This is a genomic window from Aequorivita vitellina (assembly GCF_022008365.1).
Taxonomy (GTDB): Bacteria; Bacteroidota; Bacteroidia; order Flavobacteriales; family Flavobacteriaceae; genus Aequorivita; species Aequorivita vitellina.
The window spans coordinates 43586-61770 of the sequence record NZ_JAIRBA010000025.1; the positions used below are offsets into that span (position 1 = coordinate 43586).

The 18185-nt window shown below is 37.3% G+C and carries 16 protein-coding genes and 1 pseudogene; 1 reads left to right on the top strand and 16 read right to left on the bottom strand.

The features are described from left to right. Positions 1 to 33: 33 nt before the first annotated feature. From K8089_RS12160 to K8089_RS12230, 15 genes and pseudogenes are all read right to left on the bottom strand, one after another. Positions 34 to 1518 (bottom strand): oligosaccharide flippase family protein, encoded by a 1485-nt coding sequence (locus K8089_RS12160; RefSeq protein WP_237603564.1) that lies wholly within the window; start codon positions 1516 to 1518, stop codon positions 34 to 36. Next, positions 1502 to 2350 (bottom strand): sulfotransferase domain-containing protein, encoded by an 849-nt coding sequence (locus K8089_RS12165; RefSeq protein WP_237603565.1) that lies wholly within the window; start codon positions 2348 to 2350, stop codon positions 1502 to 1504. Before K8089_RS12165 ends, K8089_RS12160 begins: the two co-directional genes overlap by 17 nt. Before the next feature lie 2 nt (positions 2351 to 2352). Next, entirely contained in the window at positions 2353 to 3363 is a 1011-nt protein-coding gene (locus K8089_RS12170; RefSeq protein ID WP_237603566.1) for an NAD-dependent epimerase, read from the bottom strand. Then, entirely contained in the window at positions 3360 to 4772 is a 1413-nt protein-coding gene (locus K8089_RS12175; RefSeq protein ID WP_237603567.1) for a nucleotide sugar dehydrogenase, read from the bottom strand. Before K8089_RS12175 ends, K8089_RS12170 begins: the two co-directional genes overlap by 4 nt. A gap of 48 nt (positions 4773 to 4820) precedes the next feature. Further along, entirely contained in the window at positions 4821 to 6077 is a 1257-nt protein-coding gene (locus K8089_RS12180; protein ID WP_237603568.1) for a sulfate adenylyltransferase subunit 1, read from the bottom strand. Between the two features lie 61 nt (positions 6078 to 6138). Beyond that, positions 6139 to 6486 (bottom strand): annotated as a pseudogene (locus K8089_RS12185) (four helix bundle protein). Positions 6487 to 6532: 46 nt separating this feature from the next. Continuing rightward, positions 6533 to 7438, bottom strand: a complete 906-nt coding sequence (gene cysD, locus K8089_RS12190; protein ID WP_237603569.1) for a sulfate adenylyltransferase subunit CysD — start codon at positions 7436 to 7438, stop codon at positions 6533 to 6535. Continuing rightward, a complete protein-coding gene (cysC, locus tag K8089_RS12195) occupies positions 7435 to 8031 on the bottom strand; it encodes an adenylyl-sulfate kinase (RefSeq protein ID WP_237603570.1) in 597 nt (198 codons plus the stop codon). The genes cysD and cysC overlap by 4 nt, the downstream gene beginning before the upstream one ends. Before the next feature lie 10 nt (positions 8032 to 8041). Continuing rightward, a complete protein-coding gene (locus K8089_RS12200) occupies positions 8042 to 8458 on the bottom strand; it encodes a DUF2061 domain-containing protein (RefSeq protein WP_237603571.1) in 417 nt (138 codons plus the stop codon). Further along, on the bottom strand, positions 8458 to 9246 hold the full coding sequence (gene cysQ / locus K8089_RS12205) for a 3'(2'),5'-bisphosphate nucleotidase CysQ (protein ID WP_237603572.1): 789 nt from the start codon (positions 9244 to 9246) through the stop codon (positions 8458 to 8460). The genes K8089_RS12200 and cysQ overlap by 1 nt, the downstream gene beginning before the upstream one ends. A 52-nt stretch (positions 9247 to 9298) precedes the next feature. Continuing rightward, positions 9299 to 10510, bottom strand: a complete 1212-nt coding sequence (wecC, locus tag K8089_RS12210) for a UDP-N-acetyl-D-mannosamine dehydrogenase (protein WP_237603573.1) — start codon at positions 10508 to 10510, stop codon at positions 9299 to 9301. Positions 10511 to 10586: 76 nt separating this feature from the next. Then, entirely contained in the window at positions 10587 to 11723 is a 1137-nt protein-coding gene (gene wecB / locus K8089_RS12215) for a non-hydrolyzing UDP-N-acetylglucosamine 2-epimerase (protein ID WP_237603574.1), read from the bottom strand. A gap of 145 nt (positions 11724 to 11868) precedes the next feature. Further along, positions 11869 to 12867, bottom strand: a complete 999-nt coding sequence (locus K8089_RS12220) for an SDR family oxidoreductase (protein WP_237603575.1) — start codon at positions 12865 to 12867, stop codon at positions 11869 to 11871. Between the two features lie 82 nt (positions 12868 to 12949). Continuing rightward, positions 12950 to 13324: a four helix bundle protein gene (locus K8089_RS12225; protein ID WP_237603576.1), complete on the bottom strand. Its 375-nt coding sequence runs from the start codon at positions 13322 to 13324 to the stop codon at positions 12950 to 12952. 179 nt (positions 13325 to 13503) lie between these two features. After that, positions 13504 to 14889 (bottom strand): nucleotide sugar dehydrogenase, encoded by a 1386-nt coding sequence (locus K8089_RS12230; RefSeq protein ID WP_237603577.1) that lies wholly within the window; start codon positions 14887 to 14889, stop codon positions 13504 to 13506. A 545-nt stretch (positions 14890 to 15434) separates the two neighbouring features. Between K8089_RS12230 and K8089_RS12235 the strand changes: the two genes are divergently transcribed. Next, on the top strand, positions 15435 to 16760 hold the full coding sequence (locus K8089_RS12235) for an IS110 family RNA-guided transposase (RefSeq protein WP_237603578.1): 1326 nt from the start codon (positions 15435 to 15437) through the stop codon (positions 16758 to 16760). A 203-nt stretch (positions 16761 to 16963) separates the two neighbouring features. Here K8089_RS12235 and K8089_RS12240 read toward each other — a convergent pair whose 3' ends face one another. Then, positions 16964 to 17614, bottom strand: coding sequence for a hypothetical protein (locus K8089_RS12240; protein WP_237603579.1), 651 nt, complete (start codon positions 17612 to 17614; stop codon positions 16964 to 16966). Positions 17615 to 18185: the final 571 nt, after the last annotated feature.

Below are 18185 nucleotides of genomic sequence, written 5' to 3' on the forward strand. Positions count from 1 at the left end.
TTCTCAGTAAATCTGTCAATTACTATTGAAAAATTAATTTTTAATCTTTGACATTAATGGTTTTACTATAGAGTAATAATCGATTTTAGCTATATATGCCCAAATGCCAAATATCATTGCATATAGAGTGCCAGATAAAATTAACAATATCAAGACTTTAAAATCAAAAAAGTATTCAATACTTAACTTAATCCCGTATGCCATAATAAAGGCAGGTATTAGAATTTTACTTATTAATTTGATAGGAATGAGATCAATCAGTTTTATATTAAAATAGTTAGCAATAAATAAAAGCATTGCAATAATTCTAGCTATTCTGCAAATTACTGAAATCCATACAATAGTTATCGGAGAATTGATAAAATATATCGAAGCCCACTCTAATGCTATTGTAAATAAAGCTGCATACAAGTGGATATTTCTATAATACTTTTCACCTCCAATGGCTAATAGTAACGGAGCATAAGAAATCAGTGTAAAAAAGTTAGAAATCAGTTTAATTTGAAAATACGTACCAGAAGCTTCGTAGCGTTCTCCATAGAGGAGAATCATTAGTGCTGTAGCAAAACAAAAACAAAAGATTACTAGAGGATATATGAGCTTTGCCGTTTTTTTAAACACTGAATGCCAAAGACGTAATATTTCTTTCCTAGTTTCTTCGGTATCATTAAATGCGTTTTTAGAGTACAAAGGTGCTAATACAATTGAACCTGCAGAAATAATCATCCCTACAAAAGGTAGTTCTAATGAACCATTGGCAAATTCAGCAAAGACTTCTGTTCCAAAATAACGACTAATAAAAAATTGATCAGCTGAGCTAATAATAACTCCCCATATACTCGCCATCATAATTGGTGTTGCATATTTTAGGATCTTTTTATACGAGATTTTTGATATTGTATGTTCTTGATTTTTTATAGGGCGGTACTTTAAAAACATCGCCAATAGAAAACTAAAGAAGCTAGCTACCGTAAATCCAATTATTGCATCTTCTACATCACCTTTGAAAACAATTACAGGAACTACTACACAAAGCAACATCAAAACACGTGTTACTACATTGTAAGCTGCAATCCATTTTGATTTTCGATACACCGACAAAACTCCTTCTACACCCATTGTGGGCAACATAAAAAGAGGCACTAAGGAGAAGTAAATCAAAGGTTTAGACAAATTATGATTTCCAAGGACATCGGCAATAATTCCCGAACCTAAAAATATAGCTAATGACATTAAAAAGCCTGCCAACAATAATATTTTATTAATTTTATTAACAAGACTCTTAGCTTCTTCTACGGCTACTCGCGGTAAAAAGAACGAATAAGCTTTAGGTACACCCAGTGTAAAAACAACCAGTAAAGTACTATATACATACATTACTTGCCTATAAGTTCCGTAGCTGTCTTTGTCAAAATATCGACTTAGTATCATAGAGCTAACCATACTAAAACTAAAGGCAGATAGACTCCCTATAAGAATCCAGAATGATTGGGTGGTATTACTACTGTTTTTCAACATTTTCAATCTTAGTACTGTGGGTTATACTTCTAATTGATTTTAAAATCCTATCAGGATTAAGATGTATTTTTTCACACCAAAAATTAAAAAGTGTTACCAATACACTTTTGTTTGAATTTTTTCGCTCAATACTTTCGTTTTTATAACTATCAAATTCCTGTAAAGAAATATTTTCAAGAGTTTTTTTCCAATCAGGATTTTCTTCATATTCAAATTGTCTAAGACTATCTGTGATATCGCCATATTTGATTAATTGCTGTTTTATTCTTGGTAAATGCTTTTTCCAAGTACCAATCCCCTTACTTTCTATTGGTCTTAATTTTTTTAACGCTTTTAAGGTATCATCGTCAGGTTTAGCATATAAATGGTATTCTGAGAACTTATGTTTTTGTTTCAGGAAGGGTATTTTTTGCTCTATTTGCTTTTGAATTTCATCGGGATTTGTTGTAAAGTCTTCATAACGAATTAATATGAATCGGGGATGGTCTTTTAATTTTTCATAATCACTTAAAAATTTGAACCAAAAGTTAAGTCCACAATAATATTCATCTGTTATACGACCATGATAACTGACAATCATATCCCTAGGATCACGAATAACGCAGACAACATAAACACCTTTAATTTTATCTAATATAGTCCATAATTTATCCGTGCTTGACGGTTTTTTGGTTAAAACAGTATTGCACTTACCAAAACTAGAATTAGATTTTGAAATTGGAGCTTCATGGTCACAGCTACAATCAATATTAAAACAACTTTTAAATAACTCTGTTAAAAGTGTTGTTCCTGTTCTAGGACCACTCGAAGTTATGTGTATTCTTTTAGACATATTTATGAATAATACTCTTTATACCATCCCACAAAACTGCGTATTCCAAGTTGAATGGGTGTATTGGGTTTGTAATTAAAATCGTTCTCTAAAGCGGCGGTATCTGCCCAAGTTGTTTCTACATCACCAGGTTGCATAGGGAGCATATTTTTTTGAGCTTTTTTGCCGGTTTCAATTTCTATAGCTTCAATAAAGTCGAGCAGTTCTAACGGGGAGCCATTCCCAATGTTATAAAGGCTGTAGGATTTGTTGTTGCGTTGAGGCTGTAAAAGTGTTTTTTCCACACCAGCTACAATATCGTCAATATAGGTAAAGTCGCGAGAGAGGTTGCCGTTGTTAAAAACTTTAATTGGTTTATCATTTAGAATTGCATTCGTAAATAAAAACATTGCCATATCTGGTCTGCCCCAAGGCCCATAAACCGTAAAGAATCTTAAGCCTATGGTTTCTATGCCGAACAAATGACTATAGGTGTACGCCATGAGTTCATTGCTCTTTTTGCTGGCGGCGTACATACTAATAGGATGATCTACATTATCTTCTGTAGAAAAGGGAATTTTATCATTCATCCCATAGACACTAGAACTACTGGCATAAACAAGCTTTTTAACTTTGGCATGCCGAACACATTCCAATAAATTTACAAACCCCACGATATTGCTTTCAACGTATTTCATCGGTTGCTCAATGCTGTAACGAACACCAGCTTGTGCAGCAAGGTTACAGACCAAATCAAACTCATTACCTTCAAAAAGTAGCGGAAGATTCTTTTGATCTTCCAAATTTATCTTAATAAAAATGAACTGCTCATTGTGCAATTCACTCTCCACATACTCATTGTATTCAATCTGGTTTTCAGAAATACCCAAATTTTTTAGGCGGGCAAGTTTTAAGTTAACATCATAATAATCATTGATGTTATCTAAACCAACAACAACATGTCCTAAAGATATTAATTTCTCACATAAATGATAGCCTATAAAGCCCGCTGCACCAGTAACTAATATTTTCATGAGGTACTATTAAAGATTGAAACTCCTATCGCTGTATATTGAAAACCAAGTTGCTTCATCGTTCGACCATCTAGTACTTTTCTGCCATCAAAAACAAAAGCTGGTTTAATGACGGAGCTATAAATCTTGTGCCAATTAAATTCCTTAAACTCATCCCATTCTGTCAATATAGCTATTGCATGTGCGTTTTGGCAAGCTATGTAAGGGTCATTAACAATTTTTACTAATCTCCTATTCTCCTCTGGACTGCGAGTATTTAAATAATCTAAATCAGCATAAATTCTTTCTTCACTTACTTTAGGGTCATAAACAGTTATTTCGGCTTGTTCATCTAAAAGTGCGTCAGCAACATAAATTGCAGCCGATTCACGCGTATCGTTAGTATCTTTTTTAAAAGCCCATCCAAAGAAAGTAATCTTTTTACCAGAAACCGTATTGTAAAGTTTGGAAACAATATTTTCAGCGAAACGATTTTTTTGATGATCGTTCATAATGATAACTTGTTCCCAATAGTCTGCAACTTCGTTTAGACCATAAGATTTAGCAATATATACTAGATTCAAAATATCTTTCTGAAAACAAGAGCCTCCAAAACCAACGGATGCTTGTAAAAATTTAGGGCCTATTCTACTATCCATCCCAATTGCTTTACTAACTTCAGATACATCGGCACCAGTCACTTCACATAGCTCAGAAATGGCGTTAATAGAAGAAACTCTTTGCGCAAGAAATGCGTTTGCCACCAACTTAGATAATTCTGAAGACCAAACATTTGTCGTAAGTATCTTTTCTCTTGAAATCCAAGTAGCATAGATATTTACCAAAGCTTCAATAGCTTCTTTTCCATCTTCACTCTCCTCTCCTCCAATCAATACACGATCTGGATTTAACAAGTCTTGTACGGCAGTCCCTTCTGCCAAAAATTCTGGATTAGACAGAATTTGAAATTTAACCCCATTGCCCGTATGGTCTAAAATATTCTTTATGGCTTGAGCTGTTCTCACAGGCAAGGTAGATTTTTCAACTACTATTTTATCAGTAGTTGCAACTTTTGCAATTTGACGTGCAGAAAGTTCAATGTATTTTAAATCAGCAGCCATTCCCTTCCCTTTACCATAGGTTTTGGTAGGCGTATTAACCGAGATAAAAATCATTTCGGCTTCATCAATCGCTTTTTCTACATCGGTGCTAAAAAACAAGTTTCTGCCTCTAGCCTCTTGAACTACTTCTTTTAAGCCTGGCTCATAAATTGGCAAGTTATTAAAATCAGAATCGTTCCAAGCTGCTATTCTAACTTTATTAATATCTACAACAGTAATTTTGATGTCAGGGTTTTTTAAAGCAAGTACTGCCATAGTTGGTCCTCCAACGTAACCCGCACCAATACAGCAAACATTTTGAATTTTCATTTTTTAATCATTTGAGTGGATTAATGGTGAAAGTATAGATTATTGTATTTAAACAATCATCCCCGCAGCAACGGTTTCATTGGTATTATCGTCTATTAAAATAATACTTCCAGTTATAGGATTGGTGCCGTAAGGGTCAATCATTAAAGGTTTTGTGGTTCTAATAGTGACCCTGCCTATTTCATTCATCCCAAAAGTATCCTCATCCTTAATGCGATCATAAGTATTAATATCAACCTTATACAAAACGCTTTTTATCATCGCTTTTTGCGAATTTTCTGTGTGGCAAACGGTATATTTTGCTCTTGGTTGGGAAGGTTTATTGCTCATCCAACACAGCATAACATCAAACTCCTGTGAAGTTTCTGGTCTATTGTTAGTTCTAACTATCATATCGCCTCTACTTACGTCTATATCATCTTCTAAAGTAATGGAAACGGACATAGGAACATAGGCTTCTTCCAATTCCTGTTCAAAACTATCGATAGACTTTATTTTTGATGTAAAACCAGAGGGAAGCGCAATTACTTCATCTCCAATTCTGAAAACACCACTTGCAATTCTACCGGCATAACCTCTATAATCTATATAGCCTTCTCTTTGTGGACGAATAACAGTTTGCACTGGAAAACGAGCATCAATTTTATTAAGATCATTAGTAATATGTAAGGTTTCTAAAGTATATAATAAAGCAGCACCTTTGTACCACTCCATATTATCTGAACGATTAACAACATTATCGCCATGAAGTGCGCTTATTGGGATATAAGTAATATCTTTAGTTACAAGTTTGGAAGACACTTTTTCATATTGACTGACGATATTATCATAAACAGTTTCATCGTAACCTACAAGATCCATTTTGTTAATACAAATAATTAAATGTGGTATTTGAAGTAATGAAGCAATATAGGAGTGTCTTTTTGTTTGCTCTATAACCCCTTTTCTCGCATCTATTAAAATAATGGCTGCATTAGCTGTGGAGGCACCTGTAATCATATTTCTTGTATATTGAATATGACCGGGAGTATCGGCAATAATAAATTTTCTTTTAGGCGTTGTAAAATATCTATATGCCACGTCTATAGTTATTCCCTGCTCACGCTCTTCCTTTAAACCGTCTGTGAACATGGCAAGATCAATATTGTCATGACCTTTTTTCAAGCTTGTATTTTCAACAGCAGCTAATTGGTCTTCAAAAATTGATTTTGAATCGTAAAGCAATCTACCTATTAAGGTGCTTTTACCATCATCTACGCTTCCTGCAGTTGTAAATCGTAATAATTGATTGTTATCTATTGCCATTTTTGTGAGTTTGTGAGTTTGTGAGTTTGTGAATTTGTTATTATGTGAGTCTGTGGTGGTGTTATTCTTTTAAAGTTTGAATCAGCTTTATCAGCATTCTTTTAATAAAATATCTTTTGTCCTTTAGTGTTTTTGAATCATCAATAAAACTTAATCTATTAGATATTTCAATTTGAGTTTCTAATTCAGAAGCTGAGCCAAGACTGATATATAAAAATCTTTTAAATTCCTTCTTTGTTTCCCGTGATGCGCCTTCAGCAATATTTGATGGAATAGATACTTATGCCCGACGGATTTGACTTGTGAGTCCAAATTTTTCAGAATCGGGAAAATTATTGGTAACCTGATAAATTTCTGTCACCAAATCCATTGATTCTTGATACAGTCTTAAATCATTATGTGATTTCATATAATTTTTACTTATTCACTAATTTACAGGCTCACGTATTCACCTATTAGAAATACCCCTGCTTCTTTCTATCTTCCATCGCTGTTTCTGATCGTTTATCGTCTGAACGATTACCTCTTTCTGTCATTCGCAAAGCTGCGACTTCCTCGGCAATTTTTTCAAGGGTATCTGCATCTGATTCTATTCCACCAGTAATGGTAATATCTCCGAGGGTTCTAAAGCGGATTTTTTTAGTTTCAATTTTTTCGTTTTCTTCCAGTTTTAAATGCTCTGAAACAGGAATCCAAGATTCACTACGCCATACAACCTCACGTTGATGCGCTAAATATAGTGATGGAATTTGTATGTTTTCCCGCTTAATATAATTCCATACATCCATTTCGGTCCAATTACTAATAGGAAAGGCTCGAAAATGTTCGCCCTCAAAATACTTTCCATTAAGTAAGTTCCATAGTTCTGGGCGTTGGTTTTTAGGATCCCATTGGCCAAAATCATCTCTATGTGAAAAGAAACGTTCCTTAGCACGTGCCTTTTCTTCATCGCGTCTTCCACCACCGATAGCGCAATCTACTTTGTTGCTTTCAATAGCGTCGAGCAAAGTCGTAATTTGTAGGGCGTTGCGAGTGGCGTTTTTACCTTTTTCCTCTGCAACTCTACCACAGTCAATAGACTCTTGAACTGAGCCAACTATTAATTGAGCTCCTAACTCGTCAATTAGATCATCGCGAAACTTTATGGTTTCTGGGAAATTATGTCCTGTATCCACATGCATTAAAGGAAAAGGAATCTTTGCTGGATAAAATGCCTTTTTTGCTAAGTGGGTTACAAGAATTGAATCTTTACCTCCTGAAAATAGAATTACAGGGTTTTGAAATTGGGCATATACCTCACGGAGTATGTATATAGCCTCTGATTCCAATTCGTCTAAATAATTTAAATAGTACTTATTCATTTTCTCTCTATTTTTCCAAGTATTTCTTTTACAATTAAATCTACAATTGTGTCCAAATCTTGTTGGGTGGTATCAACTTCGATGTCAGGAGCCAAAGGTAATTCATATGGGGCATTAACGCCAGTAAAATTTGTGATTTCACCTTTTCTCGCCTTTTTATACAGCCCTTTTATGTCCCGTCGCTCACATTCCTCAATAGGCGTATTCACAAAAACTTCGACAAAATTTGTACTGCCAATAATCATTTTAACATTTTCACGATCTTTTCTATATGGGGATACAAAGGAAGCTAGCACTACCAATCCCGCATCCAACATTAAACTAGCCACCTCCCCTATTCTACGAATATTTTCAGAACGATCCTCTGCTGAGAAGGAGAGGTTGGAACAAATTCCCTTGCGCACATTGTCGCCATCTAATAAGTAGGTGTGAATTCCTTTGTTGAAAAGGGTTTGCTCCACTTCATTGGCTATAGTAGATTTTCCCGATCCCGAAAGACCTGTAAACCATATTAAAAGTGGTTTATGATGTTTAAGATTACTCCTTTTATCCCGATCCACCTTAAACTTATGTTCAAATATATTTTTCTCCATAAAATTGAAATTAATCTTTTAGTCCGTAATTTAATCTATACCACGCTCGTTCATGTAGGTAGTACAAAATCATTTTAGTTATAAGTTCAGACATACCGATTTTTAATCCTGCAAGTGGATTGCCAGTTATCAACCAAGCTAGTAGCATCGTATCTAAGGTACCAACACCCCTCCAAGTAACTGTTTTGGCTAAGTGTCTAATCCTACTCTCTCTAATTATCCCAGCCTTGGACAGGTTTATTTTAAACCATACGCGTTCGTGTAAATAGTATAAAATCATTTTAGTAAACACCTCAGCCATGCCAATTTTTAGGCCTGTTAATGGATTGCCAGTAATAAGCCAAGAGATTAAAATAGTATCTATGGTACCTACAATTCGCCAAGTGATGGCTTTGGCAATATGTCTTTTATTTGACCGTCCTAGCATTAGCTACGCACTAAGAAATAGTTATTTAGAAGGTTCCTTTTATTATAAGCCAAAGGTTTTTCTGTAGTTTGATCTATCACCTCAAGGCCTACCGCTCTGCAAATTGCATCACCAGCAGCAGTATCCCATTCCATAGTAGGTGCGAAACGCGGATAAATATGAGCTAGACCTTCTGCTACCAAACAGAATTTTAAGGAACTACCTCTACTTACAATTTCCACCTTATTAGCCTTTTCTATATTGTCGATAAAATTTTTAGTGTCTTCATTAAGATGTGAGCGGCTTCCAACAATCTTAATTGTACCTGAATCAAGCTCAGGTTTGATAGGGATGGCTTTTTTAAGGATTTCTTCTATTTCTATATCTTCCGACTCAAGATCAATTTTTTTAGCGCTTTTAGCATCCGCTGTAGTAAAGTATAACGTTTTAGTTACAGGCACATATATAACTCCGAGTATCGGGACACCATTTCTAACAAGGGCTATATTAACGGTAAATTCGCCATTACGTTTAATAAACTCTTTAGTTCCATCTAAGGGATCGACCACCCAGCATTTCGACCAATCCTTGCGTTGCTCATAGTCTAATTGTTTATTTTCCTCGCTAATAATTGGAATTGCTGTGGGCAGTAAATAACGATTGATAATATCATTTGCATTTTTATCGGCTTGGGTTAGGGGAGACTCATCTCCTTTAACCTCTACTTCAAAATTGGTTTCGTAAACTTTTAAAATCTCAGCTCCAGCATCAATTGCAGCCTTAATCGCTATACTTAAATTATTTTTCATATATTATCTTAAATCTTAATTTTTTAATAAAACAGACAAACAATTTAACTGTTTAATTATGTCTTACACCACAATAATCCAAGACCATCTGCTCTTCAGTAAACTCTAATTCCTTAAACTCTTTATGCGCGACAAGTATAGCCACAATATCAGCATTATTAATAGCTTCCTTATAATTAGTGATTTTAAACACTTGATGATCCTCAATATTTGGCTCTACAATAAAATAAGTTTCATCGTGAGCCTCCTGTAATACTTTTTGAACAATATATTTAGCAGGAGATTCACGTAAATCATCAATATTGGGTTTAAATGCAAGCCCCATTAATGCAATAGCAGGTGGACGACCATGCTTTAACTGAAAAGCATGCCGTGCCTTTGTTATTTGTTCTGCCACCCAAAAGCTTTTATAGTTATTTATTTCTCTCGCTTTCCCGATAATTTGGGATTCTAAAGGAAAGTCTGAGGTAATAAAATAGGGGTCTACTGCTATACAATGCCCTCCTACTCCACATCCGGGTTGTAAGATATTTACTCTGGGATGTTTATTAGCCAATCGAATCAATTCCCAAACATTAATATCCGCTTTATCACAAATAAGTGACAATTCATTGGCGAAGGCTATTTGCACATCACGGCTAGAGTTTTCGGTAAGTTTACACATTTCAGCTGTACGCGCATTGGTAGCGTGTAATTCCCCATTTACAAATTGTTTATAAAAGGCAGTTGCCTTTTCGGTACTAGCTTCATCCACTCCTCCTATTACTCTATCATTATGAACCAATTCATACATCACATTACCAGGCAACACACGTTCTGGACAATACGCCAAATAAATTTCACCTTTAAGTTCTGGTCGCTCTCTAAAAATAAGCTCCATCATTTTCTCGGTTGTTCCAATAGGCGACGTAGATTCAATAATATACAAATCTCCTTCTTTCAAAAATGGTAAAACTGCACGGGTTGCCGCCTCAACGTAAGAAGTATCAGGCTCGTGATTTCCTTTAAAGGGAGTTGGAACAACAATAAGATATGTGTCAGCTGCCACAGGTTTTATATCTGTTATTAAGTTACCAGCCTTCACAGCTTTGGCGACAGCCTCTTCTAAATCCATTTCTATGATATGAATCTTCCCTTTATTAATGGTTTTCACTACCTCTGGATTTACATCGACACCATGCACTTGCAATCCTTTAGATGCCATCAGAGCGGAAGTTGGTAATCCTATATATCCTAAACCAATTGTTACTACGTCTGGGTTCATTTTTGATTTGTTTATTCGTTAATTTGGCACTTCGACTGCGCTCAGTGTGACATGTTTGTATCTAATGTTCTCAAGGTTAACTCGAAATTTCTTCAAGTTCTAATTCTTTCATAAATTCAACGATTCTTCCACAAGCATTTCCATCTCCATAGGGGTTATGGCGACTGCTCATTTCTTTAAAATGATTGTCGTCATCTAATAAAGCAAAAGCTTCTTGTATTATTTTTTCTGTATCTGTACCTACTAAAATTACTGTTCCTGCATCTACGGCTTCTGGACGTTCTGTGGTTTCGCGCATTACTAATACTGGCTTGCCTAAACTTGGTGCCTCTTCTTGTACTCCGCCACTATCAGTAATAATAATCTTCGCTCTATCCATCATCCATATAAAATCATGATATGCCAACGGATCTATGAGTTGGATGTTTTTGATATTACCCAGAATACGGTTTACCGGCTCTAATACTTTTGGATTTAAGTGTACTGGGTATATAATTTCTATGTTAGGACGCTGTAAGGCAATTGTTTTTAAAGCCTCGCAGATTCGAATAAAGCCGTCGCCGTGATTTTCACGTCTGTGGCCTGTAACTAAAATTAATGATTTACCATTAAGATTCTCATCTAACTGTCTGACCAAGGCACTAGGTTCTTTTTTTACTTTTGCAACACTTTGCAATAAGGCATCTATGACCGTATTGCCCGTAACTGTAATTGTTTTAGGGTCTATATTTTCTCTTAATAAGTTTTTGCGAGAGGCTTCGGTCGGTGAAAAATGGAAATCGGTTACACGACCTGTAATCTGCCTATTAATTTCTTCTGGAAAGGGGGCATACTTGTTATGAGTACGAAGACCGGCCTCTATATGACAGACTTTAGCACCGCTATAAAAACCGGCAATGCTGGATGCCATTGTGGTAGTGGTGTCGCCATGTACGAAAACATAGTTAGGCTTAAAGTCTTCTAATATGGGTTTTAATTCTGTAATAATTGCAGCGGTAAGCCTATATAAGTCTTGACCAGGTTTCATTAAATCTAAATCGTATTGCGTCTTAATATCAAAAAAAGTGAGTACCTGATCTAACATTTCACGGTGTTGAGCCGTAACGCAAACACGCGTGTCAAAGTCTTCTGGGTATAGTTCAAATTCCTTAACTAAGGGTGCCATTTTAATTGCTTCAGGCCTGGTGCCAAATACAATAAGAACCTTTTTCATTTTTTAATAGATTTGAGACATTAGATTTGAGACATTAGACTCTTCATTCTCAGCTTTCATCACTAACTCTCTGTTTATTATTACCTGCTTCATCTAGAAGCATCTGATTATATTAATATTGAGTCTCTTAATTATTATTCATTTTCTATTTCAAATTATTCCAATACCATTCCACCGCCTCTTCAATCCCAGCATCAATACCATGAGTAGGTTTATAATTCAATAGCTTTCTTGCCTTTTCTACAGACGCCAACGAATGTGGAATATCTCCTTTACGGTTGGGCCCGTGAGAAATTTCCACTTTTGAAATTGAAGGATCAAAGGTACTTAAATGTTTCTTTAGTAAATCGGTAAGTTGTACCAAGGTTGTTCTATCTCCTACTGCTGTATTATACACTTGGTTTAGTGCGTCTTTATTTTCAGTTATGATGGCCAAAAGATTCATCTGCACTACATTGTCTATATACGTAAAATCGCGAGAATAGCTGCCATCGCCGTTAATAACAGGGCTTTGGTGCTTCATAAATTGTTTTACAAATAGTGGGATTACTGCCGCATAAGCGCCGTTAGGATCTTGGCGTCTGCCAAAGACGTTGAAGTATCTGAGTCCGATGCTATCTAAAGCATAAGTTGTATGAAAAATAGTAGCATATAGCTCATTTACATATTTTGTAATAGCGTAAGGGGATAAAGGTTTTCCAATCTTATCCTCAACTTTAGGTAGTGCCTCACTATCGCCATAAGTTGAACTACTCGCTGCGTAAATAAAGCGTTTTACGCCTGCATCACGTGCGGTTACTAACATATTTAGAAATCCGCCTACATTTACGTCGTTAGAAGTAATAGGGTCGCTAATTGAGCGCGGTACTGAGCCTAAGGCTGCTTGATGTAAAACAAAGTCCTGCCCCTCACATGCTAAATTACAAGTGTCTAAATCACGGATATCGCCTTCGATTAATTTAAAGTTTTTGTTAGCCAAGAATGGCTCTATATTATGTTTATGGCCGGTGGCGAAGTTGTCTAGGCAGGTTACGTTTGCGTCTATTTCTAGGAGGGCTTCAACGAGGTTGCTTCCGATGAATCCTGCGCCTCCTGTTACTAGGACGTTTTTGTTTTTTAATTTTTTGAATTGATCTAAAATCATTATTTGTTAATTCGGGATTCGGGATTTGTTAATTCGGGATTCGGGATTCGGGAATTGGGAATCGGGAACTGTATTTATATTTTTACTTTTCATTGTTCTTATTCTTTAAATATCGAATATAGCCATTGATTAACTGGATGCATTTTTCAGTTTGTTGACGTATTACAGTCAAAATTTCTTGATTTATATAGTTGCAATCTTTTGCTTCAATACTATGGTCAAGAATTTCGGCTACTGATCCCCTTGAAAACCTTAAAAAATTAATATTCTCTTTATAATGATATCTTCCCCAACCTTCAGCAATATTTGCTGTTGAAGAACGAGCTGCACGTAATATTTGTGAATGCAGTTCGAACCTTTCAGTTTTGGGAAGCTTTGTTAGTACATTTTCTTTTAAATAAATCTTCAAGTTATAACATTCCTTCCAACAATTCAATTCCTCGAAATTTGATGCCATTTCTTTGCACTTTAATTTGTTAATTGGTTAATTCGTTAATTCGGGATTCGTTACTTCGTTAATTGGTTACTTCGTTAATTTGTTAATTTGTTAATTCGATAGTTCAGATTTTATATTTAACTCGCCGAATCCCGAATCCCGAATTAACCAATCCCAATTCCCGCGTTCCAAATCCCGAATCACAATTTCGCGGTTGGGTTTTTTAGGACTCCTTTTACATCGTAAACAATAGCATTCTCTTTTTTATACGGTTCTAAGTCTAAACTTAAAAACTCATTATGAGATACACCTAAAATAATTGCATCAAACTTGCTATTATTAAGTTTATTAGTGGTTTCTATGTTGTATTCGTGTTTTACTTCTTCAGGGTTGGCCCAGGGGTCGTAGGTGGTTACTTTTATGCCGTAGTCTTCTAAAGCGGCTATAACATCTACTATTCTAGTGTTTCGTACGTCTGGGCAGTTTTCTTTAAAGGTAATGCCGAGCATTAGAACTTCGGCAGCGCAGATACCAATTTCTTTTTTAATCATACATTTTACCACCTGAGAGGCTACATATTCGCCCATAGAATCGTTTAGCCTTCTTCCCGCTAAAATAATTTCGGGGTGATAGCCTTTTTCTTGGGCTTTTTGCGCCAAGTAATACGGATCTACGCCAATACAGTGTCCGCCAACCAAGCCAGGTTTAAACGGAAGAAAGTTCCATTTTGTACCTGCCGCTTTTAATACTTCGTGGGTATCAATCTCTAATAGGTTAAAGATTTTTGCCAGCTCGTTAACAAAAGCAATGTTAATATCTCGTTGGGAATTCTCAATTACCTTAGCGGCTTCTGCTACCTTTATACTAGGTGCCATATATGTACCCCCAGTAATTACCGAGGCATATATAGCATTGATTTTTTCTGCTGATTCAGGAGTAGAGCCAGCGGTGATTTTTAAAATTTTATCGACAGTATGTTCCTTATCTCCCGGATTAATACGTTCTGGGGAATAGCCTACATAGAAGTCGGTGTTAAATTTAAGTCCGCTTGCCTTTTCCAACACAGGAACGCACTCCTCCTCAGTAACACCCGGATAAACAGTTGATTCATAAATAACAGTGTCTCCTTTTTTAATCACCCTCCCTACTGTTTCACTTGCCGCATAAAGCGGCGTTAACACAGGACGGTTATTTTTATCTACGGGGGTAGGAACTGTTACTATGTAATAATTACAGCCTTGAATGTCTAAAAGATCGGTTGTACAGAAAAGTCCGTTTTTAGATGTCTGCTCATTAGAATCGCCCTTAGCATCAGTAGTAGTGAAAGCCATTTCTGCCAAAGTATTGGCTTTTAATAATACTTTTTGTAAGATATCGTCTTCTACTTCAAGGGTGCTATCGTGACCATCTTGTAGTTCCTCTACTCGTTTTTTATTAATATCAAAACCCACAACGGGGTATTTGGTAGCAAAAAGTCGAGCTAAGGGAAGGCCTACATAGCCTAACCCAATGATTGCAATTTTTACGGGACTATTGGCATTAGTTCGCCCTGACGATGAATTTGGGGTCGTTTTTAAAACTTCCATAAAAGCGTTTAGTGTATTATATATGTGTTATTAATCTAAATATTAATAGCACCTAGGGAGAAATTGGCACTTGTTAGTTTGAAGAAACAAAGATAAAAATAGATTTGGGTTTTTGTGGGGTTTTTTGGGGAAAATGTGGGTGTTAGATGTGAGAGGTGAGATGTGAGAGGTGAGATGTGAGAGGTGAGAGGTGAGATGTTAGAGGCTAGAGGCTAGATGCTAGATTCTAGACGTAGGACGAAATCGAAATCGAAATCGAAATCGAAGATGAAGTCAAAGATGACGTAGGACGGTAGGACGTAAGACGTAAGTCCTTCACTCGGGCCCGCCCGAGATCGCGAACTTTATCTAACTTGAAATTGTTAACTTTAGGGAAATTAGGGAAACAAGTACTCAAACCTTGGCGGTCATTGGTGCCTCAGAGCCCTTACGTAAGTTTAGGTATGTGTGCCTTTAAATCGCGAATTGGTGGCAACGACCCCTTATGATAGACTATTTTTTAACAAAGCACGCTGGGTACCGGCTTCCCATAAAACCCTTTCATTATGGCAAAGATAATAAATTATGACACTGCAGGGATCGATGTTTCCTCCAGGGACCATTATGTAGCCGTGCCCGAGGGCCGCACAAAGGATGCCGTGCGCCGTTTCGGCTGTTTTACGCGAGACCTGCACGAGCTCGCCCGTTTCCTCAAGGCATGCGGGATAAAATCCGTGGCCATGGAATCCACGGGAGTGTACTGGTACCATCTCTACACGGTACTTCTGGATTATGGCCTTGAAGTATATCTGGTGAACGCGCGGCATGTAAAGAACGTGCCGGGAAGGAAGAGCGATGTGAGCGATGCCCGGTGGCTGCAACAACTCCACTCTTTTGGCCTGCTCAATGGCTGTTTCCAGCCCGACAACCTGACCCGGGAACTCAGAAATTATGTACGGCAGAGAAAGACCTTGGTCCGCCAAATGACCACTGAGGTCCAACGGATGCAAAAGGCGCTCGAGCAGATGAACATCAAGCTGAACAATGTGGTCAGCGATCTCCAGGGAAAAACCGGCATTGCCATCATCGCGGCCATCCTCGGTGGCGAACGAAACCCCGGAGAGCTTGCCAAGCTCAGGGATCGCAGGATCAAGGCCTCCAAGGAGGTCTTCCTCAAGTCCTTGGAAGGAACCTGGCGTGCCGAGCACCTATTCAATCTCGAACTGGCATGGGAACAGTACCATTTCCTAGATCAGCAATTGGTACGGTGCGACAATGCGAGCGAGGCCGCTATGCGCCGGATGGAGGATAGTGCAGTGCCAAATCGAGAGATCAAGCACGGACAAAAATACCGGAGCAAGCCAAAATTCAATGCCGCACAAAGCCTTTACCAAGCATTGGGCGTGGACGTAACAGAGATTTTTGGGCTCAGCTCCACAACCGCACTTACCGTATTCTCCGAGACAGGACCAGCCCTAAAGGAAAAATTTCCTACCCAAAAGCAGTTCCTTTCTTGGCTCAACGTGGTGCCCAACAACAAGATCACGGGCGGCAAAGTCATCTCGAGCAAAGTGGGGAAAAAGAAGAACAGAGCGGGCCAAGCTTTCCGGGAGGCGGCAAACGGCCTTTGGAACGCAAAGAACGAACTGGGCGATTACCTAAGGAGCAAAAAATCCAGGACAGGTGCCGGGAGTGCAGTAGTTGCCACTGCTAAAAAACTTGCAGCAATATATTACGTAATGGTAACGGAAAAGATCGATTTTAAACCCCAGCTCCTGAAGAACAAAAATGAAGAATATCTGAGAATAAAATTAAAAAAACTTGAAAATGCAATAATGAAAACAAAATCATTACTTGATAATAATCAGAATGTTACGACAGTAGTTAGATGATAGACGAAACGAAATCGAAATCGAAATCGAAATCGAAATCGAAGATGAAGTCAAAGATGACGTAGGACGTAAGACGTAAGACGTAAACTGGCTTTAGGCTTTAGGCGGTAGGCTAAATAGAAGCAGAATTATGAACCTACCAGTCCGAATCTCGAATTAACAATACACTGAGCAGTTGAAGTGATCAATTAACCACAATAGGCTTAGTACCAGTCTGAGTGGTAGCGGTGTTCGCCTAGGTAGAACATGATACCTATGCTTACATTTACGAAACCGCCAGAGGTGCCTTTTTCACCAGCATTTAAGCTGGCGCCATTGTAGCCGTAGTGTTGTCTTATATTGCTGATATAGGTCATATCTCCCGATAGCGCCATTGTATTGTTTAATCTTACCAGCCCCGTGAAACCTGCTAGAATGTTGCCTATTTTGTCGGTACTTGTGGTACCTGACGGATTGGCAAAGGTTACGCCTACTCCGGTGTGAAATAACAAGCCGACCTTTTCGCGAATATGATAATCTAAATTTAAAAGACTCCCTACATTAAGCACTCCTTCTAAGCCCAACCTACTGAAACTAACCGCTGTATTTTTTTTATCTGGGTCGGCGAAACGGTTAAAGCCGAAATGACCTTTTATACCCATTTTCTTCGAAAACATATAACGCCCAGATAATTGAAATTGTTTAAAAGCAATGTATTTGCTACGGGAGATACCATCACCAGGAGCTAGTGGTACGTGGAGACCTGTAGAAATTTCAGCAGACAAGCGATTGAATTTATCGCTTTGTGCGAATAGGTTAAAACTGAATAATAAGAAAACTGAAACTAGTAGGATTTTACTTTTTGAAGTATTCATAAACTCATTTTGGGTTAAACTCGTAATAATATTGTAATAATTTTTAAGATTTGGGCACTGTTTAAAATTACCATTATCAACGAAATGGGGATCAAATTGAATTGGCGCAATATATAATTTTATTTTTTATAACGTTAAAAGAATGTGGATTATTTGATGGACTTGGAAGTTTTTTGAGTTTTTAGTAGGAAAATGACTATTAAGGGGGGGGGGGTGATGTGAGAGGTGAGAGGTGAGAGGTGAGAGGCTAGAGTCTAGATGCTAGATGCTAGATTTTGGACGTAGGACGGTAAGACTTAGGACGTAGGACGAAAACGAAATTGAAATCGAAATCGAAATGAAGATGAAGATGAAGATCTAGAGTCTAGATGCAAGATGCTAGAGGCTAGAGGCTAGATTCTAGACGTAAGACAAAATTGAAGACGAAACTAAAAATTGGAAATTTAAAATTAGAAATCTGAAGGTTAAAAGTGAGAACGATACTTCTGGATGACGCTACTCACCCCCTCCCGAAGTAAATTCGGGACAGGCTTTTGAAGGGGGGGCGGAGGAAGATGTGAGATTTGAGATT